Origin of the sequence: Pseudomonas sp. LPH60 (assembly GCF_030718165.1) — a bacterium.
Classification (GTDB): domain Bacteria; phylum Pseudomonadota; class Gammaproteobacteria; order Pseudomonadales; family Pseudomonadaceae; genus Aquipseudomonas; species Aquipseudomonas danubii.
Window position 1 is genome coordinate 1 of record NZ_JAVAJH010000001.1, and the last position, 20,112, is coordinate 20,112.

Below are 20,112 nucleotides of genomic sequence, written 5' to 3' on the forward strand. Positions count from 1 at the left end.
TCATAACAACGACGACCCGGTGACCTTGAACGGCCTTAACGTCAACGGTGGCGAGTTGACGGTCTATGAGAAAAACCTCAGCGATGGCAGCAGCCCGAATACCCCTGCGTTGACTCAGAGCGGCACGTTTACCGTGACCGCGCTGGACGGTCTGCAAACCCTGACCGTGGGCGGTATCAATGTGGTCAGCGGCGGTGTGGCCGCGGGTTTCCCGCAAAGCGTCACCACTGCTTTGGGCAACACCCTGACGATCACTGGCTATAACGCCGGCACCGGAGTCATCAGCTACAGCTACACCTTGCTGGACAACGAAGCCCATCCAACGGCGCTGGGCGCCAATAGCATTGCTGAACAATTCAATGTGGTGGCCACCGATGGCGACGGCAGTACCGCGTCCGGGGTGATAGACGTCAACATCGTCGATGACCTGCCCGGCGCCGTGGCGGATACGGCCAGCGGCACGGAAGGCGCCACCATCAATGTCAGTGTGCTGGGCAATGATGTGCTGGGCGCCGATGGTGCAGCCGTTGGTGGCGCGGTGGTCGGCGTGCGCGCCGGCAGTAATACCGCCACCTCGGCCATCGGCGGGCTGGGTAGCAGCATCGCCGGCACCTACGGCACCCTGACCCTGGATGCCGCCGGCAACGCGGTGTACCACAGTAATCCGAACTCGGTGAGCCCGCCCGGGGCCAGTGATGTCTTCACCTACACCATCCGCGACAGAGATGGTGATGAGAGCACCACCACCCTGACCATCAATGTCGCTGACAGCGGCCTCAAGGCAGTGACCGATCAGGACGTCACTGTCTATGAAAAGGCCCTGGACCTGAATAAGGATGGTCAGGACCTGGCTGCTGGCACCGTGGCTGGTAGCGATCCGGGCTCCACCGCGGAAACCGCCAGCGGTACCTTGGTGGGCTCGGTCACCGGCGGCTCTGGAGGTATCACCTTCAGTCTGGTGGGCAGTGCCACGGGCAGCTACGGGCAGATTCTGCTCAACCCCAATGGCACCTACACCTACACCCTGACCTCGGCGCCGAAAACCACCCCCAACGCCAACGATGGCGCCAATACCTTGAGTGAGAGCTTCACCTACAAGGCCACCGATGCCCTGGGCAACAGCACCACCGGCAGCATCCTGGTGAGCATTGTCGATGATGTGCCCAAGGCAGTGGCCAGCGAGCGTTCGGTCACGGCGGTGGAGGTGGACTCCAACCTGCTGCTGGTGATCGATGTGTCGGGGAGCATGGCTGATCCTTCAGGTGTTTCCGGGCTGACGCGGCTGGGCCTGGCCAAGCAGGCCATCAGCGCCTTGCTCGACAAGTACGACGACATGGGGGATGTCAAAGTCCAGCTTGTCACTTTCAGCAGCTCCGCTACCGCCCAGACTCCGGTGTGGGTAGACGTGGCCACGGCCAAGGCAATTGTCGCCACGCTGGTGGCAGGAGGCGGGACCAACTACGACGCGGCGGTGGCGGCGGCGAAGCTGGCCTTTGTCACCAGTGGCCAGCTCAGTGGCGCGCAGAATGTCGGCTACTTCTTCTCCGACGGCGCACCGACCTCGGGTCAGGAAATCGGCACCGCGGACGAGACAGCCTGGAAAGCCTTCCTCGATGCCAATGGCATCAAGAACTATGCGATCGGCCTGGGCAGCGGGGTCAGCAATGGCAACCTCGATCCGCTGGCCTATGACGGCAGTACTCACGTCAACACCAATGCGGTGGTGGTCACCGACCTGAACCAGCTCAATTCGGTGCTGGCCGGTACGGTGCAAGGCTCTCCGGTCACCGGCAGTTTGCTGGGGGATGGCGGCAGCTTTGGTGCCGATGGCGGGTTCATCAAGTCGATCGTGGTGGATGGCGGAACCTACACCTACGACCCCAAAGGCAACAGCAACCAGGGCTCGCTGACCTTCAGCGGCACCACCAACAACGGTACCTTCAATACCGTCAACAACAGCATCAGCATTGCCACCAGCAATGGCGGCACCCTGGTGGTGAACCTCGATACCGGGGACTTCAGCTACAGCTCGCAAAAGGTCACAAACTCCGTAATCACCGAGACCTTCGGCTATACGGTGAGCGACAACGACGGTGACCTGGCGAGCTCGACTCTGGTGGTCAAGGTCAATCCCAATGCGCCACCGGTCGCCGGGGATGACCACATCATCACCAACGTGCTGTCCAGCAGTGTGGCGATTCCCGAGGATGTACTGCTGGCCAACGACAGTGACGTCAATGGTGATCCTCTGAATGCGGCGCCCACCACTTTTAACACCGGCTGGGCGGCCAAGGGCGCGGCGTTCACGGCGGCGAGTCAGCAGACCATCGGTTTTGCCGGGAATGGCAACAATGGCGCCAACCAGGCCATCACCGTCGATCGCGCCTCGTTCAATGCCAACGCCGCGACCATGACCGCGGTGGTGCTGGTCAGCGGTTACCTGGGAGCTGTCACCAACGCCAATGCCAACGATGAGGACGTGATCACCGTCAATCTCAAACAGGGGGAAACCCTGAATCTGAATCACAATCTGGCCGCCGGCCGCGTCTCCATGGAATATGCCTTTAACGGTGGAGCCTATACGTCGATCGCTGATGGCGGCACCTTCACGGCGGCGGCGGATGGGCCTTACCAGATCCATATCGTCAACATCACCAACACCAGCGGCGGCAACACCACGGCAGCGGAAAACTATCAGCTGACCATGACCGTGAATTACTCCGGAGCGCAGAACGTCACCCCGGATTACCACGGCACCTACACCGCCAGTGATGGTCACGGTGGCAGCGATGTGGCGGCGGTGAGCATCTCCTACCAGGATGGCAACACCCTGACCGGCACTTCCGGTGACGATGTGCTGGTGGCGGGCAGTGGTAACAACATCCTCAATGGCGGCGATGGCAACGATGTGCTCACCGCAGGCTCGGGCAACAACACCCTGAATGGTGGCAGCGGCAATGACCTGCTGTTCAGCGGGCCGGGCAATGATCTGCTGGATGGTGGTGCGGGTGTCGATACCGCCAGTTACGCCCATGCCACGGCGGCAGTGACGGTCAACCTCGGCCTGGTGGGGGCGCAGAACACCCTGGGCGCGGGCACCGACACCCTGACTGGCATCGAGAACCTGGTGGGGTCCAACTACAACGACACCTTGACCGGCGATGGCAACGCCAACGTCATTACCGGCGGGCTGGGGAACGATGTGCTCAATGGCGGTGGTGGCGATGACCTGCTGATCGGCGGGATGGGCAACAACACCCTGACCGGAGGCGGCGGCAGCGATACCTTCCAGTGGCTGCAGGGTAACAATGGGCACGATGTGGTGACCGACTTTACGCCGGGCACCGACAAGCTGGACCTGTCGCAGTTGTTACAGGGAGAGAATGCGACTTCCGCTTCCCTGGATGACTACCTGCACTTCAAGGTCACTGGCAGTGGCGCGACCTTGGTCACCAGCATTGATGTCAGCGCGGTGGCAGGGGCGACGCCGACCCAGACCATTGACCTGGCAGGGGTCGACCTGGCCAGCCATTACGGAGTCACGCCAGGGGCGGGTGGGGTGATTGCCGGAGGGGCGGACACGGCCACCATCATCAACGGCATGCTCAACGATCACTCGTTGAAGGTGGATACCGTCTGATGGTCGTCATGGTCCTTGAGGCCGCTGCCCAGGCAGCGGCTGCTGGGGTTGCTCAAGGGCGCCGCAAGGTTTTCTGGCGCAGGATGTAAATGCTGACCAGCACCGCGCTGGTCAGCATGAAGCCTCGCGCCCAGGGCAGTGGCACCAGGTAGCACGAGAGCCCAATGCTTAGCCACATCAGGCCGATCGCATACACCTTGCCCTTGAGCGGAATGCCATTGCCATCCAGGTAGTCGCGTATCCACGGACCCAGGCGCGGGTGTTGCACCAGCCATTGGTAGAAGCGTGGAGAGCTGCGGGCGAAACAGGCGGCCGCCAGCAGTAGGAAAGGGGTGGTGGGCAATACCGGAAGGAAGATGCCGAGTACCCCCAGCGCTACGCTCAGCCAGCCGATGGCCAGCAGAACGTAACGCAACACCAGGGGGCGTTGGCCTATGGGCTTGGCCATAGGCGCCGACTCAGTGGTGGCGAGGCTTGAGCAGCGCCGGTTTTTCGTCGGGTGCGTTGCACAGCAGGTACAGCGCGGTCAGTGCTTCGGGGATCTGCACGATCATGTCGTCCATCAGGTTGGCATCGCTGGCGATGTCGGAGAATTCCGGCTGCTCGTCGAACAGGCCGGAACCCACCATGATCGGCAGCAGCATCTCGCTGACTTCTTCCTCTGCGGTTTCGAACCAGGCTGCTTCACGCAGGAACACGCCTTCCATGAAACCGATGCACCAGCCGCGCAGGTCGGAGTCGTCCGGGTCGTCGCCGAGGTCGAGTTCGCAAGGCAGCTCGAACTCTTCATCGGAAGCCAGTTGGCGCGCGATGTGCGCCTTGAGGGCCAGTAGCGTGGATTCGATGGCTTCGCGTTCGGCGTCGTCGCTGTAATGCGGCTCTTCGGCGAACAGGGCGTCGATCCATTCACGGTCGGGAACACTTTCCGAGCAGATCGACAGCGCGGTCAAGTAGCCGTGAGCGGCCACGTAGTCCAGCGCCTCGTCGTGCAGATCATCTGCGTCGAGGAAGACTTGCAGGCGGGTTAGTTGCTCAGCGAAGGACATTGACGGCTACCTTGGGGAATAAACGATGCTGAATTCTAGGCTTTCTTGAGCGCTCAAGCCAGCCACGGGGCAGATTTGAGCGGTTCTAAAGGTTACCAGCGGTCCATTGTCGGCGCCCTCTGCCGGGAAGGGCTCGGGTATACTCGCGCGTTTTGTGATGCCCTGCAGGCCCGACGGCAAGTGCGGACAAGTCCGCTAACGCATTTGTCGGTGAACCACGCCGACTTTTCGGCCAGTCTGCATCCAGGGAAATCGGCGATTTTTGGAGTTTTTCATGCTCGAACAGGCTCAACGCGTCCTCAAGGACATCTTCGGCTACGACAGTTTCCGTGGTCGCCAAGGTGCGATCATTGAGCGCGTGGCCAGCGGCGGCGATGCCTTGGTATTGATGCCCACCGGCGGTGGCAAGTCGCTGTGCTTCCAGGTTCCGGCCCTGCTTCGCGAAGGCCTGGCGGTGGTGGTCTCGCCTTTGATCGCGTTGATGGACGATCAGGTGGCCACCCTTGAGGAACTCGGTGTTGCGGCCGCCGCCTTGAACTCGACCTTGAGCGCCGAGCAGCAGCGTGACCTGGCGGCGCGTATTCGTCGCGGCGAGGTGAAAATGCTCTACCTGGCCCCGGAGCGCCTGGTTCAGCCACGTATGCTGGCGTTTCTGCAGAACCTCGATATTGCTCTGTTCGCCATTGACGAAGCTCACTGCGTGTCCCAGTGGGGGCATGACTTCCGTCCTGAATACCTGCAGTTGGGGCAGTTGGCGGAAATGTTCCCGAACGTGCCGCGCATTGCCCTGACCGCCACCGCCGACAAGCGTACCCGGGAAGAGATCGTCAATCGCCTGCACTTGCAGGACGCCGAGCGTTTTCTTTCCAGCTTCGACCGACCGAACATCTTCTATCGCATCGTGCCCAAGGAACAGCCGCGCAAGCAGTTGCAGGCCTTCCTCAACGAGCGGCGCAGCGATGCCGGGATCGTCTATTGCCTGTCGCGCAAGAAGGTTGACGAAGTGGCGGCCTTCCTCTGTGAACAGGGCTTTACCGCGCTGCCGTATCACGCTGGCCTGCCCAACGAGTTGCGCGCCTATCACCAGAAACGCTTCCTCAATGAGGAAGGCCTGATCATGGTGGCAACCATTGCCTTCGGCATGGGCATCGACAAACCCAACGTGAGGTTTGTGGCCCACATGGACCTGCCCAAGTCCCTGGAGGCGTACTACCAGGAGACCGGTCGTGCCGGTCGTGACGGCCTGCCGGCGGACGCCTGGATGGCCTACGGACTGCAAGATGTGCTGATGCTCAAGCAGATGCTGCAGAACTCCGAAGGCGACGAACGCCACAAGCGTCTTGAACAGCACAAGCTCGATGCGATGCTGGCCCTGTGCGAGGAAACCCGCTGCCGGCGCCAGACGTTGCTGGCCTATTTCGATGAGGACATGCCCCAGCCTTGTGGCCATTGCGACAACTGCGTCGATGGCGTGCAAACCTGGGACGCCACCGAGCCGGCGCGCCAGGCACTGTCGGCCATCTATCGCACTGGTCAGCGTTATGGTGTCGGTCACCTGGTGGACGTGTTGCTGGGCAAGGACACCGAAAAGGTCCGCAGCTTCGGTCATCAGCACTTGTCGGTGTTCGGGGTCGGCAAGGCTCGTAGCGAAGGCGAATGGCGTTCTCTGTTCCGCCAACTGGTGGCTCGCGGGCTGGCGGACATCGACCTTGAAGGTTATGGCGGTCTGCGTTTGAGCGACACGTGCCGGCCCTTGCTCAAGGGCGAGGTAACCCTGGAGCTGCGACGCGATCTCAAGCCGCAAAGCACCCCCAAGAGCAGCACCAGCCAGGCCAGCCAACTGGTACGTGGCGAGGAGCGCGAGCAATGGGAGGCGCTGCGAGCCCTGCGGCGCAAGCTGGCGGAAGAGCATGGGGTGCCGCCCTATGTCATTTTCCCCGACTCAACCTTGCTGGAGATGCTTCGCAGCCAGCCCGGCTCCATGGCGGAAATGGCCGAGGTCAGTGGTGTCGGTGCGCGCAAGCTGGAGCGTTATGGCGCGGCGTTCCTCGAAGTGCTAGGCGGCGGTGTCGAGGCGCCGAAGGTGGTCGCCGATATCCGCCACGAGCTGATTACCCTGGCCCGTGCCGGGATGACCCCGGTGCAGATTGCCGGGCAACTGCAGTGCACGGAAAAGAACGTCTACACCTTGCTGGCCGAAGCCATTGGCAAGCAGCAACTGTCCCTGGAACAGGCGCTGGATCTTCCGGAGGACTTGCTGGGGGAAATCCAGGACGCCTTCCTCGACGGCGAGGGCGAACTGCCGCCCGTGGTCGAGATCAGCCAAGTGTTTGCCGGACGAGTCCCCGAAGGTGTTTTGTACTGCGTGCGTGCCGCGCTGCAGTCGGAGTTTGAAATGTGAAGGGGTGCGTCAATGTTGTAACGATTCAGTCCCTTAGAGGCCTTGCCTCCTGGCAAGGGTCATGCTTAGCTGACTAATAATTAGTTTTTCTTTATTTTCAGTCTGATCATGAGTGTTTTATGCCGTTAACCGATGAACACCGTTTTGGTATGCAGCTGGCGCATATGTCTCGCGGCTGGCGTGCCGAACTGGACCGCCGCCTGGCCGGGCTTGGCCTGTCCCAGGCCCGCTGGCTGGTGCTGCTGCATCTGGCCCGTTTTGAAGACGCGCCAACCCAGCGTGAGCTGGCGCAAAGCGTTGGCGTAGAAGGGCCAACCCTGGCTCGGTTGTTGGATAGCCTGGAAACCCAGGGCTTGGTCCAGCGCCAATCGGTGGTGGAAGATCGCCGGGCGAAGAAGATCGTCCTCTGTCCTTCCGCGCGGCCCTTGATTGAGCAGATCGAGACCATCGCCACTGCCTTGCGCCATGAATTGTTCATTGGCGTCGACGACGAAGACCTGCGGGTCTGCATGCGCGTTCATGGGCGCATCCTGGCTAATCTGGAAAAATCCTGATGCCTTCAGCCGGGGTTGCCTGACCCCGGTTCGTCCTATTTTCGTGTCCCCTGAATCCTACTGATTGCGCCGTCCGGTGCGGCATTTGTGCGCCTGTCAGAAGGTTTGGCCAAGGTTCAGCGACAGGGCCTTCTGGTTGTCGTCGTTGAAGCCGTAACTGAAGTTCAATGGGCCCAGCGGGGTGTCGAAGCCCAGGAAGATGCTCGCGGCATTGATATAGCCGCTGTCGAAGGCGTTGTCGTTGTTCCACACCCGCCCGCGTTCCAGTGAGCCGCCCAGGTAGAGCGGGAAATCCAGTGGCAGGTAGGAGCGTGGTGTGAGTCGGCGAAAGTACACGGCGCGGGCCAGGGTGATGTTCTGCCCGGACAGGGCATCCTGACGGAAGCCGGACAACTGTCGTGCGCCTCCCAGGAGGAAGCTGGAGGTCACGACATCGGCATTGTCCAGGGTTCGGCCATAGCGCCCTCCCAGTACGAAGGTATTGGGGCCGCTGCTCAAGGCCTTGTCGAGCTTGAATTCCCACTGTCGGTAGCGATTGTCCGAACCCAGGCTCGGTTCAAACTGGCGCAGGGTCAGGCCGATGTCTTCACCGGAGTGGGGGAAGTAGACGTTGTCCAGGGAGTCGAAGGAGTACTGCAGCTGGTAATAACCCTCATTGAAGTTCTCGCTGGGCAGGTCGTGATCGCCGATCCGCACATCGGCCTTGCCCCAGGCCTCGCCCACACCGAAACGCACTTCGCCGCTGTTGCCGATCTGCCGCCCCAGATTCAGGCCCAGGCCGTAGCGTTCCAGGCGGTATTCGGCGATCGGATCGTTATCCAGCACTGCCTCGACATTCTGTGCTTGGGCAGCGATAAACGGCGCAATGAAATAGCGTGAACCGGCATCCAAGGGTTGATAGAACTCGCTGTAGATTTCCTGCCGGTCGCCGATCTGCACCCGGGTCAGCCATTCTGCGCCGAGGCTGTTGATACCGTTCATGCGATAGCTGGCGCCGATGTTGAAGGCGCTGTCGCCGCGCATGTCATCGGACAGGTTCAGGCCCAGGCGCAAGTAGTCAGTGCCGCTGCGCTTGCCCCGCGCGCTGATCACCAGGGTGTTGTCCTGGCCTTTGTGCACCACGCGGTATTGCACCTGTTCGAAGAAGTCCAGGCCGTACAGGGTGCCCATGTCGGTTTCCAGGCGGCCCAGGTCCAGGGGTTCGCCGATGTGTTGGCGGATGTAGTAGCGAATGACCTCATCGCTGACCTTGGAGTCGTTCTCCACCTTGATTGCGCTGATGATCGGCGTGCGCTGGCTGGGCAGGCGCGCGGCGGCCAGTTGCGCATCCTGTGGTTGGGTCGCACGCAAGCGCGCTAGGCGGGCGTCGAGGATACGGGTGGCGCGATAACCGGCGTCGATCACCTCCTGGGCTCGACCGAAGTCGGTGACGCCGAAGCTCGACAACGACGGCTGGATCAGTACGTCGTCCTTGTGCAGCGTCGCCAATTGTTCCTCGGAATTGCGCCGGGTCATCAGGGTGATGGACTGGTTGAGCACGTCGACCACGGTGTTGAGTTGCTTGCGCGAGCGCAGCGGCGTGCCGATGTCCACCACAATGGCGATGTCGACTCCCATGCCTCGGGCGACGTCCAGGGGAATGTTGTCGGTCATGCCGCCGTCCACCAGTAGCCGACCATCGAGCTCCACCGGCGCAAACACTGCCGGAATCGACATGCTGGCGCGGATCACCTGGGGCAGGTGGCCCTTGCGGAACACCACCTTTTCGCCGCTGGCGATGTCGGTGGCCACGGCCCGGAAGGGAATGGGCAGCTTGTCGAAATCCCGGGTATCGCTGGCGTGCGCCAGCTTGCTTTCCAGCAGTAACGCCAGGTTCTGGCCCTGGATCACCCCCAGTGGCAGGCCCAGGCTACCGTCGTCACGGAAGCTGAGTTTCTGCTTGACCAGGAAATCCCGATCGTCCTGCTTGCGCCGGAAGGGCACGTCTTCCCGGGGCGGAGCGTCGGACAGCGCTTGCCTCCAGTCGATGTTCAGGGCCAGTTTTTCCAGCTCGTCGATCTTGTAGCCCGAGGCATAGAGCCCGCCGATCACCGCGCCCATGCTGGTGCCGGCAATCGCGTCGATGCGGATGCCTTGCTCTTCCAGGGCCTTGAGCACGCCGATATGCGCCATGCCACGGGCAGCACCTCCGGACAGCACCAGACCGATTTTCGGTCGCGGCGCTTCACTGGATTGAGCGAGCAGGGGTAGCAGGCAGAGGAACAGGCAGGACAGCAGGCGGCGCATCGTGGTTCTCGGGGACGGACGATAAAGCCGGCTATTATAGCGACGCCCTTGAACTCAGGAGTCGGCCGTACCATGACTGAACGTAAACCCGAAGTGGTCATCACCTATTGCACCCAATGCCAGTGGCTGTTGCGAGCCGCCTGGCTGGCCCAGGAGTTGCTGAGCACGTTCAGCGATGACTTGGGCAAAGTGTCTCTGGAGCCTGCTACCGGTGGCACGTTCCGCATTTCCTGCGATGGCGTGCAGATCTGGGAGCGCAAGGCCGATGGCGGTTTTCCCGAGGCCAAGGTACTCAAGCAACGGGTGCGCGACCAGATCGATCCGGAGCGCAACCTGGGCCACAACGATCGTACTCAGTGAGAGCCGGCTTCAGCCGTGGCAGCCTTGCTGCCTGAGCCCATCGACAGGCGACTTGAAACCACGATGGCAACGATGATCAAGGCTCCGCCCATCAGCATGCGCAGCGTCGGATTCTCGCCGAACAGCAGCCAGGCCACGGTGATCCCGTAGACCGGTTCCAGGGTGAAGACCACCGCCGCGGTGCGTGCCTTGATCACCGCCAGGCTGGCGACAAACAGGCTGTGGGCCAGGCCGGTGCAGAAAATCCCCAGCAGACTGATCCACAGCCAATCCATGGCCCGCACCTGGCCAAGCTCGGGGGCTGCCACCGGTAACAGGCACAGGGTGACCACCACGTTCTGGCAGAGGGCTGCCTGCACCGCAGGAATACGCCCGGAGCTGGTGCGGTTGTTCAAGGACAGCAGGGCAAACAGCAGGCCCGAACCCATGGCCCAGAGCAGGCCGGTGGTGGCCTGGCTGGCGAGGTCGAATTCCGGGGTTACCAGCACCAGGCCGATGCTCACCAGGATCACCAGCAGAATCTCGTTGACGCGGATCCGCTCGCGGAAAAGCAGGCCTTCGAGAATCACCGTAAAGGCCGGAAAGCTGGCAAAGCCCAGGGTCGCGATAGCCACCCCGGCGACCTTCACTGCCACGAAGAAGCTAACCCAGTGTCCGGCCAGCAGCAGGCCGCTGAGCAGCAGGCGTTGCCAATCGGTGGCGGCCAGTTTCTGCCAGGGGGTGTTGCTGGCCAGACGGGCGAAGACGCCCAGGGCGAGCACGGCAAAGGCTGCGCGGCCGAAGACGATGACCGCGGGCGAAGCGGCGGCGAGCTTACCGAATACACCGGTCAGGCCGAACATCAGGGCGCCGATATGCAGGGCGCCAAGGGCGGTACGCGGAGTCATCTCTATCCTTAGCCACAAGACGGGCAGTAATGGCCTTAGGCTTTGTACAAAAAGCCTTGATACTCGGTGATGCTGCGTTGAAAACGGTCTCGTGCGCGAGTCCGATCGGAATGCTCATTTACACCCCGTAAAGTCGAACGCGACCCCGGCCGTTCCTCGACCGTTTTCGCCGTGCCTGACCTTCGTCTCAACACTTTTCGTACAGAGCCTAGGCGGCAATGGGCTCAGTCTAGGGGCGGGCGACCTGTTGGTCTGTCGCGATCCTGGCGTTTTTTGTCGAGGGACTAGCGTCTGCTCCTTGGCGCAGTTGGCGCGGCGAGTGGCCGTACTGCCGCAGTATTGCTGCGGCAAAGGCACTCTGGGAGCTATAACCCACGCGGCTGGCGATTTCGCCCATGGGCAAGGCTGATCCGCGCAACAGTTCCAGGGCCATGTGCAGGCGCCGGCGTCGCACGTACTCCATGGGGCTGGCCCCGCACTCGGCGATGAACCGTGCATGCAGACGGGCAGCGGACAACCCGGCTATCTGGGCCAGGTCGGCCACCTGTAAGGGGTGGGCGGCGTGACGATCGATATGGGCATTCAGGGCGGCATAGGGCAGACGACGCTCGCCAGGCTGGCTGTCGGCGCAATGGTTGAGGCTGGCCAGTAGCAGGACTGCGCCTTGTTGGGCAATCAAGGGGTCGTCCACCGGGCTGTCCGCTAGCCAGTTGACCAGGCGGCTCTGGCTCGGCCCCAGGACCTGATGTCGAGGCGCATCGAGCAAACGCCGGCTGGCCTCGGCATGTTCGCCCAAAGACTGTTGCACCCAGCGTTCACCGGGTATGTCCAACACCAGGCAATGGCTTCCGCTGGGGCTGCCGCAGACATGTCGGGCGCCGGCCGGCACCACCACGAAGCTCTGCTGCTGCACTTGGCTGCCCTGGCCTTCGACTTCGAACTGGAGCTGGCCACGCAGGCCGAACACCAGTTGCGCATGCTCGTGGCTGTGGGCGATCAGGTCATGGGTGTAGTGGCGCAGGGTGAGGATAGATCCCATCACGGTCTCCTTGGCAGGCGGCCAGTGTACACCGGCGGTCGGAGGGCTCGCGTTGTCATCGCACTGCCGCATTTTTGTCATGGGCTATTAATCGCTGCGGCGCAAGCTCGCAAAAAATCCCGGAGAGCGTCCATGACCCATGCCGAACTCGCCAAGCCCAGCCGCAAGCAACGGGTACGGACTTTATGGATTTCCGATGTGCATCTGGGCACCCGGGATTGCCAGGCGCAACACCTGGCGCAGTTTCTCAAGGGGTATCAGGCCGACCGTATCTATCTGGTTGGCGACATCATCGATGGCTGGAAACTGCGGGGCGGCATGTACTGGCCCCAAGCCCATACCAACGTGATCCGCCGCTTGCTGACCATGAGCAAGCGCGGCACCGAGGTGATCTACGTCACCGGCAATCACGATGAGTTCCTGCGCCGTTACTCCAAGCTGATTCTGGGCAACATCCAACTGGTGGACGAAGCCGTGCACGTCACGGCTGACGGCCGCCATCTGCTGGTGATCCACGGTGACCAGTTCGACGTCATTACGCGATATCACCGCTGGCTGGCCTTTCTCGGCGACTCGGCCTATGAGTTCACCCTGACCCTCAATCGTTGGCTCAATCATTGGCGGGCGCGCTATGGCTACGGTTACTGGTCGCTGTCGGCCTACCTCAAGCACAAGGTCAAGACTGCGGTGAGTTTCATCAGTGACTTCGAGGAGGCCATTGCCCACGAGTGCGTCAAGCGTGAGTTGCACGGGGTGGTCTGTGGCCACATTCACCATGCCGAGATCCGTAAGGTGGGCGAGGTGGATTATCTCAATTGCGGCGATTGGGTGGAGTCCTGCACAGCCCTGATCGAGCACTGGGACGGCAGCATCGAACTCTATCGCCTGGCCGAGGCCCAGGCCCGGGAAGCCCAGCTCAAGGCCGAGCGCTTGAAGATGGCGGAGCCGGCCTGAGCGATGGCTTGTCGATCAGGCTTCAGGTGGGGCTGGCCTGTTCCATCGCCTTGTACAGCGACGCTCGGGGCTGGAGTCTATGCCGGCGTCCCGTCACCACAGTGGCTGTAGGGGGCGGCTTGCTGTCCGGCCGGGCCTAGAAAGGGACCTTGCCGAGAATCATGTCGCGGTACATGACGAAGTCCCCCAGCAGGCTGTAAAGCGGATGCTGGAAGGTGGCCGGGCGGTTTTTCTCGAAGAAGAAATGCCCGACCCAAGCAAAGCCATAGCCGGCAACCGGCAAGGCCAGCAGTAGCAGCCAGGCGCCTTTGCCGATGGCAAAGGCCAGGAGGAAGATCACCAGGCTGGTGCCGATGAAGTGCAAGCGACGGCAGGTGCTGTCGCTGTGTTCGCTCAGGTAATAGGGGTAGAACTCGGCGAAGCTGTTGAACTGTCGGATGTTTTCCATGGCCGCGATCTCTGTGCTTGTTGTTCGTGAGCGGATGTTCTGCGGGGAGCTTATTTGAGTCTAGAGTCCTTGGCAGCGCTGGCCAGTGACAATAGGCGCCACTTTAGTATCCTTGTGAAATTGGCCGTAGCATGCGGCTCATCATGTAAGAAATCCTCATGAGCGAACGAACGACTTCTGCAAGCTGGGTCTTGGGAATAGTCAAGGCCCTGGAGATGGACGGCCTGGATTGCCGCGCTTTGTTCCTGCAGTTAGGGCTCGACTATGGCGCCCTCGACGACCCCGACGCGCGTTTCACCCAAGACTCGATGACACGGCTCTGGCAGCGTGCGGTCGAGTTGTCCGGCAACCCTGCGATCGGCCTGAACATGGGCAAGTTGGTTCGTCCGGCGTCCTTCCATGTGGCCGGTTATGCACTGATGTCGAGTCGCACCCTGGTAGAGGGCTTTCAGCGCCTGGTGCGTTATCAACGGATCATTGCTGAAAGTGCTGACCTGAGTTTCCGTCTTTTACCTGAGGGTTATGCGCTGATTCTGACGGTGCATGGCGATCATCTGCCCCCTACCCGGCAAAGCTCCGAAGCCTCGCTGGCTTGCGCCCTGGCCTTGTGTGGCTGGTTGACGGGGCGCGCCCTGCAGCCGCGCAAAGTGCTGTTGCAAGGGCCGCAACCGCAGGATGTGCAGCCTTACAAGGACATGTTTCATGCGCCGCTGGTGTTCGCTGCGCCTTTTGATGCGCTGATTTTCGAGCGGGCCGACATGGAAGCGCCACTGCCGACTGCCAACGAGGCCATGGCCTTGTTGCACGATCGTTTCGCCGGCGAATACCTGGCGCGTTTCTCCGAGAGCCGGGTGACCCACAAGGCGCGGCAGGTGCTGTGCCGTCTGCTGCCGCAGGGCGAGCCCAAGCGCGAGATGGTGGCGCAGACCCTGCACTTGTCCCAGCGTACGTTGCAACGCCGCTTGCAGGAGGAGGGCACCAGCTTCCAGACCCTGCTCGATGACACCCGCCGCGAACTGGCCGAACAGTACCTGGCACAGCCGCGCATGACCTTGCTGGAAATTGCCTACCTGTTGGGGTTTGCCGATCCGAGCAATTTTTTCCGGGCGTTCCGTCGCTGGTTCGATGTCACGCCCGGAGAGTACCGGGCGCGGTTGCTGGCGCTGCCGGGCTCGATCAATGACGCCAGAACGCCGGAATGCACAGCACGAACACCGTGATGATTTCCAACCGGCCCAGGAGCATGCCCAGGGACAGGATCCACTTGGCAGCGTCGGGCAGGGTGGAGAAGTTGCCTGCCGGGCCAATGGTTTCTCCCAGGCCCGGGCCCACCCCGGACACGGTGCTGGCGGCGCCGGTCAGGGCGGTCATCCAGTCCAGGCCCAGCAGCGACAGGGCGAGGGCGATCATGCAGATGGTGATCGCGAAGAAGAACGAGAAGGTCAGGATCGAGCGGACGATTTCTTCGTCCAGGCGATGGCCGTTGTACTTCTGCTTGATCACTGCCCGGGGGTGGATCAGCTGATTGAGGTTGGCCTTGAGCAGAATGTACGCGACCTGGAAGCGGAAGATCTTGATCCCGCCCGCCGTGGACCCCGAACACCCGCCGACGAACCCCAGGTAAAAGAACAGCATCAGTGAGAAGTTGCCCCACAGGCTGTAGTCACCCAAGGCAAACCCGGTGGTGGTGACCACCGAGGTCACGTTCAGAGCTACGTGACGCAGGGCCTCCAGCCAGTGCAGGTTGGTGGTCCACCAGTACCAGGTGCCGAGCACCAGCCAGGTCACCAGGAGCATGCCCAGCAAGCCCTGGACCTGCTGATCCTTGATCAACGCTTTGCGGTTGCCCCGCAGGGTTGCCACATAGAGGGCGAAGGGCAGGCTGCCGAGGATCATCACCACCACCGCCACCCAGTGCACCGCCGGTTGCTGCCAGTTGGCCAGGGATTGGTCAGAGGTAGAGAAGCCCCCAGTGGAGATCGCCGACATGGCGTGGTTGATGGCATCGAAGATGTTCATCCCGGCCCACCAGAAGGCCAGGCTGCCGAAGATGGTGATGCCCACGTAGGTGGCGACAATCAGGCGCGCCACCATGTGCGAGCGCGGCATGACCTTTTCCGAGCGGTCCGAAGATTCGGTCTGGAACAGGCGCATGCCACCGATGCGCAGCAACGGCAGGATCGCCACCGCCATGCCGATAAAGCCGATCCCCCCCAGCCAGTGCAGCATCGAGCGCCAGATCAGGATGCCCGGGGACATGCTGTCCAGGCCGCTGAGCACGGTGGCGCCGGTGGCGGTGATGCCGGACATGCTTTCAAAGAACGAGTCGGTGTAACTGATGTGCTGGGTCAGCAGGAACGGCAGGGCGGCGAAGATACACACCACCACCCAGCTGGAGACCGTCAGCAGGTACATGTCCCGGGGGCGCAGGTGAATATGTTCGGGACGGCCAGGAATCACCAGAGCCAGGCCGGCGATGAAGGTGATCATGCTGGCCCAGAGGAAGGACGGCAGGTCGCCGGTGCGTTCGAAGATCACCAGTGTCGCCATCGGCACCACCATGGCGATGGCCAGGGTGATGAGGAAGATGCCGATAATGAAACCAATGATCCTTAAGGTCGGCAACGCCATGTGTTCCGCTCGGGCTGGTATGAGAAGGGCGCCCATTCTACCTGCGGTGCAGGGCATGTAAACCGGCACCCGGCCGGCAGATACCGCTAGAATAGGCGGACATTTTTTTCAGGAGGTGGCCGATGGAGGCTCTCGACGCTTTGCTCAACCGTGTTTCCGTGCCGCGCCTGGTGGAGCCAGCCCCCACAGCGCAGCAACGCGAAGCACTGTTTGCTGCCGCCTTGCGGGCGCCGGATCACGGGCAACTGCGCCCTTGGCGCTTTCTCACCGTTGAAGGCGAAGCCCGTGACCAGTTGGGCGAACTGCTGGTCGAAGCGGTACAACTGCAAGGCGGCGAAGTGACTCAGGCCGCGTTGGACAAGGCTCGGGCCATGCCGCTGCGTGCACCGCTGGTGGTCGTGGTCGTGGCACGGCTGCAGGAGCATTTCAAGGTGCCCAAGTCCGAGCAATTGCTGGCGGCGGGCTGCGCAGCCCACGGTATTTTGCTGGCAGCCTATGCCCAGGGTATCGGCGCGGTATGGCGCACGGGCGAGTTGTCCTATTCGCCCCATGTGGCCAAGGGGCTCGGCCTGGCAGACGGCGAAGAGATCATCGCCTTCCTTTACCTGGGCACGCCGCTGAACGAACCGCGGGTCGCACCGAAAGTCGACACCGCCGAGTTCGTCAGCGCCTGGACCGCCAGGGCCTGATTATCCCCTTCGAAAGCTGAGTACCTTGCGGGCAAGCCCGCTGCTGTCGAACCTCGCAGCGGCGGCTTGCCCGCGTTGCATTCAGGCCTGCACCACGGCTCCCGGGACCAGGGGCAGCTCCAGCGTGGCGACGAATCCGCCCAGGGGATGGTTGCCCAGTATCAGGCTGCCGCCGTGGCGTTCCGCTGCGCGGCGGGCGATGGCCAGCCCCAGGCCATGGCCTGGAGCACTCTGCCCTGGGGCGCGGAAGAACGGCTCTCCCAGTTGTCGCAAGTGCTCGGCATCCACGCCAGGACCATGGTCGCGCACGCTGATCTGGATCTTCTCGCCCTGGCGCAGGGCCGTGACTTCGATCGGTTGCCCGGCAGGATTGAAGCGCTGGGCGTTGCGCAGCAGGTTGTCCACCGCCCGTTCAAGCATGGTCGGCCAGCCCCGCAGGCTCAGTTGCGCTTGGGCAGTGATCTGGACCTGCTGCTCGGGACAGGCCAGTTGCGCGTCTTTTTGCAGGGCCTGCAGCAAGGCGTTGAGGTCGACCTCTTCGGCGCTGGCGTTGTCCGCATCGACCCGAGCCAGCACCAGGATCTCGCTGATCAGCGCCTCCAGACGATCACATTCCCGTGTCAGGCGTGGCCAGAGTCTCTCCCGTTCTTCGGGGGCGGCGCGCTCCGCCAGTGCCAGGGCAATACGCAGGCGCGCCAGGGGCGAACGCAGTTCGTGGGAGACATCCCTGAGCAGTTGGCGCTGGCTGCCGATCAGGCTCTGCAGGCGTGAACCCATGCGGTTGAAGTCTCGGGCCAGCACGCCGAACTCGTCACGGCGATTGGCCAGGCGCGCCAGGCTGTTCTGCTGATAGGTGGCCTGGCCAAGGTCGTGAACCGCGCCGCGCAGGCGGCTCAAGGGGCGAGTGATGGACAGGGTCACCAGCAGGCTGAACAGGGTCAGCACCACCAGGGCAATGGCCAGGGCGCTGAGGGGCCAGGTCAGGCTGTCGCGATGCCAGGCATCCAGTTCCGGATGGGGGATGCGGTAGATGAACAGGTAGGTGTCGCCGGTGGTCGGGCTGGTGTATTCCGCTGTCAGGCGGCGCCAGGGTAGGTGGCGGTCATCGTTGTTCTGCCGGGCTTCGAAGGCAGCCGCGCGGCGCGGGAAAGTCCCGCGTACCACCGGGTCGCCGCTCTCGTTGAGTACCTGAACATCGATGTGGTACTGGCGCTTGCGCTGCTGGAGGATGTCCTGGGCGGCGTCTTCGCCTTGGGTCTCGTAGGTTTGCGTCCACTGTGCGGTGAGGCTGTTGAGCCCCGGATGGCGGCTGAGAATCCAGGCGTCCTGGTTGAGCATGTGCCCAAGCAGGATCGACAGTCCTGCAACCAGGGTGATGGCCAGCCAGAAACTGGCCAGGATGCGCCAGAACAATGAACGCACAGGAACTCCTCGAACGCGAAAGCCCAGTGGGGGAGGCCACTGGGCTATTAGGGTGAACGCTAACGCATTATTGCGCTTTTTGCGGTTGTTGCGCTTTCCAGGCCTTGAACTGGGCCCATTCGGCGCGACGTTCCTCTTGTTTCTTGACGATGGCGTCGAACTCTTTCTGTTGTTCGGGCTTGAGCAGTGCGCGGATGTCGGTCTGGGTTTTCTGCTGTTTGGCGGCCAGTTCATCCTTCATGGCTTTCTGGTCGGCCGGCGAGAGTTTCTCCAGGTACTTTTCCACCACGGCCTTGCGGTCGTGCATTTGCTCACCCATCAGTTTGCCGATCTGCTGACGCTGTTCACGGCTCAGGTCCAGTTCGCTGAAGGGGCCTTTGCCGCGCATGTGTTCGCTGTGCCGAGGGCCGTCCATCGGACCCATCGGGCAGTTGCCTTCAGGCATGGCCATGGCCACGGTTGGCAGGGCGGCGGCGAACATCAGGGCGATCAGGGTCTTGCGCATGGTGTGTCTCCTTGTCTCATTCCCGGTAAGTTCCGGATGAGTTCAGGTTACCCAGATCAAGGTCAGCGGCAGTCAGCGGAGGGTAAAGCTTGGGTAAAGAAGGTATTTCCGGGCCCTGACAAATGCGTCAGGGCACATTGCAATCACAGACTGTAGTAATAGCCGCGGCTGCGCAGGGCGACGATTCGTGGGCGGCCGTCGGGGTGGGGGCCGATCTTCTTGCGCAGGTTGCTGACGTGCATGTCCAGGCTGCGGTCGTACAGGGTCAGCTTGCGGCCCAGAGCGATCTGCGCCAGCTCCTGCTTGTCCAGGGGCTCGCCAGGCTGCTTGAGCAGGGCTTCCAGCAGGCGGCTTTCGGAAACCGTCAGGGTGATGTCCTGTTCGTCGATGTTGACCACGCCGCGCACTGGGCTGAAGCACAGATCGCCCAGCTCCATCTGGCTGGAGGTGGCCACCGGGTGGCTGCGGCGCAGCACGGCGCGCAAGCGGGCAGTGAGTTCGCGAGGGTCGCAAGGCTTGGCCAGGTAGTCGTCGGCGCCCAGTTCCAGGCCGAGGATTCGGTCCAGGGGCTCGCCCCGGGCCGAGAGCATCAGTACCGGCAGGTCGGGGTGGTCGTTGCGCAGTTGCTTGAGCAGCTCCAGGCCGCTGCCGTCGGGCAGCATCACGTCCAGGACTACGGCAGCCGGGGCCATTTCCGACAAGGCCCGGCGTGCGCTCAGGCCATCGTGGCAGGCCCGCACTTGAAAGCCTTCCTGGCCGAGCCAGCTGCTCAGGAGCTCGCACAGCTCCTGGTCGTCATCAATCAGTAACAGGTCGCTCATGAATCACTCAATTTAGCCATTGTCGACGCTTGCGATGTCCGCCACTGGCAAAGATACCGCAGAGCAGGGCGATGAGGGCCACGCCGCCGCCGGTGACGAACCATTGCTGCTGGTCGGTCAGCAGGCGTGGCGCCGGGTTGGCCTGGGCCTCTTTGAGTTGCAGCTTGAGGCGCTGGTTCTCCTGGCGCAAGCGGGTCAGCTGCGGGCTTTCCCGTTCGGCATCGGCACTCTGCAGTTGTTTGCTCAGCTCTTCACGCAGGCGTTCGCTTTCTTTCAAGCGTTGCTGCAACTCGGTGATCTGACTGCCGGCGCTCAGGGACAGCGGCGTCGAATGGCCGGTTTCCTGGGTTTCCTCGGCAAGGGCCGGAGCCCCGATCGACAACATGACCAACAGCAGGCACAGCGGACCTTGGCGCATCGAAACTCCTG

18 protein-coding genes are annotated in these 20,112 nt (G+C 62.3%); 7 read left to right on the top strand and 11 right to left on the bottom strand.

Annotated features, from left to right (window positions below; translation table 11 throughout):
• Positions 1-3,640, top strand: a 3,640-nt coding sequence (locus Q8O96_RS00005; RefSeq protein WP_305948194.1) for an S-layer family protein, incomplete at its 5' end; no start/stop codon positions are given.
• Between the two features lie 52 nt (positions 3,641-3,692).
• Here the strand turns inward: Q8O96_RS00005 and Q8O96_RS00010 are convergent.
• Positions 3,693-4,088: a YbaN family protein gene (locus Q8O96_RS00010; protein ID WP_102864085.1), complete on the bottom strand. Its 396-nt coding sequence runs from the start codon at positions 4,086-4,088 to the stop codon at positions 3,693-3,695.
• A 10-nt stretch (positions 4,089-4,098) separates the two neighbouring features.
• Positions 4,099-4,686, bottom strand: coding sequence for a YecA family protein (locus tag Q8O96_RS00015; RefSeq protein WP_102864084.1), 588 nt, complete (start codon positions 4,684-4,686; stop codon positions 4,099-4,101).
• 274 nt (positions 4,687-4,960) lie between these two features.
• Here Q8O96_RS00015 and recQ point away from each other — a divergent pair, with 274 nt between their 5' ends.
• Both recQ and Q8O96_RS00025 read left to right on the top strand, forming a co-directional pair.
• Positions 4,961-7,087, top strand: a complete 2,127-nt coding sequence (gene recQ / locus Q8O96_RS00020; RefSeq protein WP_102878823.1) for a DNA helicase RecQ — start codon at positions 4,961-4,963, stop codon at positions 7,085-7,087.
• A 119-nt stretch (positions 7,088-7,206) separates the two neighbouring features.
• Positions 7,207-7,641, top strand: a complete 435-nt coding sequence (locus Q8O96_RS00025) for a MarR family transcriptional regulator (RefSeq protein WP_102864082.1) — start codon at positions 7,207-7,209, stop codon at positions 7,639-7,641.
• Positions 7,642-7,737: 96 nt separating this feature from the next.
• On the opposite strand, the gene Q8O96_RS00030 is transcribed toward Q8O96_RS00025, so the two are convergent.
• Entirely contained in the window at positions 7,738-9,927 is a 2,190-nt protein-coding gene (locus Q8O96_RS00030) for a patatin-like phospholipase family protein (RefSeq protein ID WP_305948195.1), read from the bottom strand.
• Positions 9,928-9,999: 72 nt separating this feature from the next.
• Between Q8O96_RS00030 and Q8O96_RS00035 the strand changes: the two genes are divergently transcribed.
• Positions 10,000-10,287, top strand: a complete 288-nt coding sequence (locus tag Q8O96_RS00035; RefSeq protein WP_102864080.1) for a SelT/SelW/SelH family protein — start codon at positions 10,000-10,002, stop codon at positions 10,285-10,287.
• On the opposite strand, the gene Q8O96_RS00040 is transcribed toward Q8O96_RS00035, so the two are convergent.
• Positions 10,281-11,174, bottom strand: coding sequence for a DMT family transporter (locus Q8O96_RS00040; RefSeq protein WP_102864079.1), 894 nt, complete (start codon positions 11,172-11,174; stop codon positions 10,281-10,283). The genes Q8O96_RS00035 and Q8O96_RS00040 overlap by 7 nt on opposite strands.
• Before the next feature lie 229 nt (positions 11,175-11,403).
• Positions 11,404-12,213 carry an AraC family transcriptional regulator gene (locus tag Q8O96_RS00045; protein WP_102864078.1) on the bottom strand — a complete coding sequence of 270 codons (810 nt, stop codon included), beginning with the start codon at positions 12,211-12,213 and terminating at the stop codon, positions 11,404-11,406.
• Between the two features lie 132 nt (positions 12,214-12,345).
• Between Q8O96_RS00045 and Q8O96_RS00050 the strand changes: the two genes are divergently transcribed.
• Positions 12,346-13,167: a UDP-2,3-diacylglucosamine diphosphatase gene (locus Q8O96_RS00050; protein WP_102864077.1), complete on the top strand. Its 822-nt coding sequence runs from the start codon at positions 12,346-12,348 to the stop codon at positions 13,165-13,167.
• 136 nt (positions 13,168-13,303) lie between these two features.
• Here Q8O96_RS00050 and Q8O96_RS00055 read toward each other — a convergent pair whose 3' ends face one another.
• Complete coding sequence (locus tag Q8O96_RS00055; protein ID WP_025132224.1) at positions 13,304-13,615, bottom strand: DUF962 domain-containing protein; 312 nt, start codon at positions 13,613-13,615, stop codon at positions 13,304-13,306.
• 158 nt (positions 13,616-13,773) lie between these two features.
• Between Q8O96_RS00055 and Q8O96_RS00060 the strand changes: the two genes are divergently transcribed.
• Positions 13,774-14,835, top strand: coding sequence for an AraC family transcriptional regulator (locus Q8O96_RS00060; RefSeq protein ID WP_305948196.1), 1,062 nt, complete (start codon positions 13,774-13,776; stop codon positions 14,833-14,835).
• Here the strand turns inward: Q8O96_RS00060 and Q8O96_RS00065 are convergent.
• Entirely contained in the window at positions 14,792-16,246 is a 1,455-nt protein-coding gene (locus tag Q8O96_RS00065; protein ID WP_102864075.1) for a TrkH family potassium uptake protein, read from the bottom strand. The two genes, Q8O96_RS00060 and Q8O96_RS00065, sit on opposite strands and share 44 nt — an antisense overlap.
• A 122-nt stretch (positions 16,247-16,368) precedes the next feature.
• Here Q8O96_RS00065 and Q8O96_RS00070 point away from each other — a divergent pair, with 122 nt between their 5' ends.
• On the top strand, positions 16,369-16,935 hold the full coding sequence (locus Q8O96_RS00070) for a nitroreductase family protein (RefSeq protein ID WP_102864074.1): 567 nt from the start codon (positions 16,369-16,371) through the stop codon (positions 16,933-16,935).
• Positions 16,936-17,016: 81 nt separating this feature from the next.
• Here Q8O96_RS00070 and Q8O96_RS00075 read toward each other — a convergent pair whose 3' ends face one another.
• The 4 genes from Q8O96_RS00075 to Q8O96_RS00090 form a co-directional block, all read right to left on the bottom strand.
• Positions 17,017-18,357, bottom strand: coding sequence for a HAMP domain-containing sensor histidine kinase (locus Q8O96_RS00075; RefSeq protein WP_250329295.1), 1,341 nt, complete (start codon positions 18,355-18,357; stop codon positions 17,017-17,019).
• A gap of 67 nt (positions 18,358-18,424) precedes the next feature.
• Positions 18,425-18,862, bottom strand: coding sequence for an LTXXQ domain protein (locus Q8O96_RS00080; protein ID WP_305948197.1), 438 nt, complete (start codon positions 18,860-18,862; stop codon positions 18,425-18,427).
• A gap of 143 nt (positions 18,863-19,005) precedes the next feature.
• On the bottom strand, positions 19,006-19,683 hold the full coding sequence (locus Q8O96_RS00085) for a response regulator transcription factor (protein ID WP_102864071.1): 678 nt from the start codon (positions 19,681-19,683) through the stop codon (positions 19,006-19,008).
• Positions 19,684-19,690: 7 nt separating this feature from the next.
• Positions 19,691-20,101 carry a translation initiation factor 2 gene (locus Q8O96_RS00090; protein WP_102864070.1) on the bottom strand — a complete coding sequence of 137 codons (411 nt, stop codon included), beginning with the start codon at positions 20,099-20,101 and terminating at the stop codon, positions 19,691-19,693.
• Positions 20,102-20,112 lie beyond the last annotated feature (11 nt).

Excerpts from the sequence above, each read along its gene's own strand:
- Q8O96_RS00055 (WP_025132224.1), bottom strand. The coding sequence starts at position 13,615 with ATGGAAAACATCCGACAGTTCAACAGCTTCGCCGAGTTCTACCCCTAT.
- Q8O96_RS00065 (WP_102864075.1), bottom strand. The coding sequence starts at position 16,246 with ATGGCGTTGCCGACCTTAAGGATCATTGGTTTCATTATCGGCATCTTC.
- Q8O96_RS00010 (WP_102864085.1), bottom strand. The coding sequence starts at position 4,088 with ATGGCCAAGCCCATAGGCCAACGCCCCCTGGTGTTGCGTTACGTTCTG.
- Q8O96_RS00025 (WP_102864082.1), top strand. The coding sequence starts at position 7,207 with ATGCCGTTAACCGATGAACACCGTTTTGGTATGCAGCTGGCGCATATG.
- Q8O96_RS00050 (WP_102864077.1), top strand. The coding sequence starts at position 12,346 with ATGACCCATGCCGAACTCGCCAAGCCCAGCCGCAAGCAACGGGTACGG.
- Q8O96_RS00090 (WP_102864070.1), bottom strand. The coding sequence starts at position 20,101 with ATGCGCCAAGGTCCGCTGTGCCTGCTGTTGGTCATGTTGTCGATCGGG.
- Q8O96_RS00030 (WP_305948195.1), bottom strand. The coding sequence starts at position 9,927 with ATGCGCCGCCTGCTGTCCTGCCTGTTCCTCTGCCTGCTACCCCTGCTC.
- Q8O96_RS00080 (WP_305948197.1), bottom strand. The coding sequence starts at position 18,862 with ATGCGCAAGACCCTGATCGCCCTGATGTTCGCCGCCGCCCTGCCAACC.
- Q8O96_RS00070 (WP_102864074.1), top strand. The coding sequence starts at position 16,369 with ATGGAGGCTCTCGACGCTTTGCTCAACCGTGTTTCCGTGCCGCGCCTG.
- Q8O96_RS00060 (WP_305948196.1), top strand. The coding sequence starts at position 13,774 with ATGAGCGAACGAACGACTTCTGCAAGCTGGGTCTTGGGAATAGTCAAG.
- Q8O96_RS00040 (WP_102864079.1), bottom strand. The coding sequence starts at position 11,174 with ATGACTCCGCGTACCGCCCTTGGCGCCCTGCATATCGGCGCCCTGATG.
- Q8O96_RS00015 (WP_102864084.1), bottom strand. The coding sequence starts at position 4,686 with ATGTCCTTCGCTGAGCAACTAACCCGCCTGCAAGTCTTCCTCGACGCA.
- Q8O96_RS00045 (WP_102864078.1), bottom strand. The coding sequence starts at position 12,213 with ATGGGATCTATCCTCACCCTGCGCCACTACACCCATGACCTGATCGCC.
- recQ (WP_102878823.1), top strand. The coding sequence starts at position 4,961 with ATGCTCGAACAGGCTCAACGCGTCCTCAAGGACATCTTCGGCTACGAC.
- Q8O96_RS00035 (WP_102864080.1), top strand. The coding sequence starts at position 10,000 with ATGACTGAACGTAAACCCGAAGTGGTCATCACCTATTGCACCCAATGC.
- Q8O96_RS00085 (WP_102864071.1), bottom strand. The coding sequence starts at position 19,683 with ATGAGCGACCTGTTACTGATTGATGACGACCAGGAGCTGTGCGAGCTC.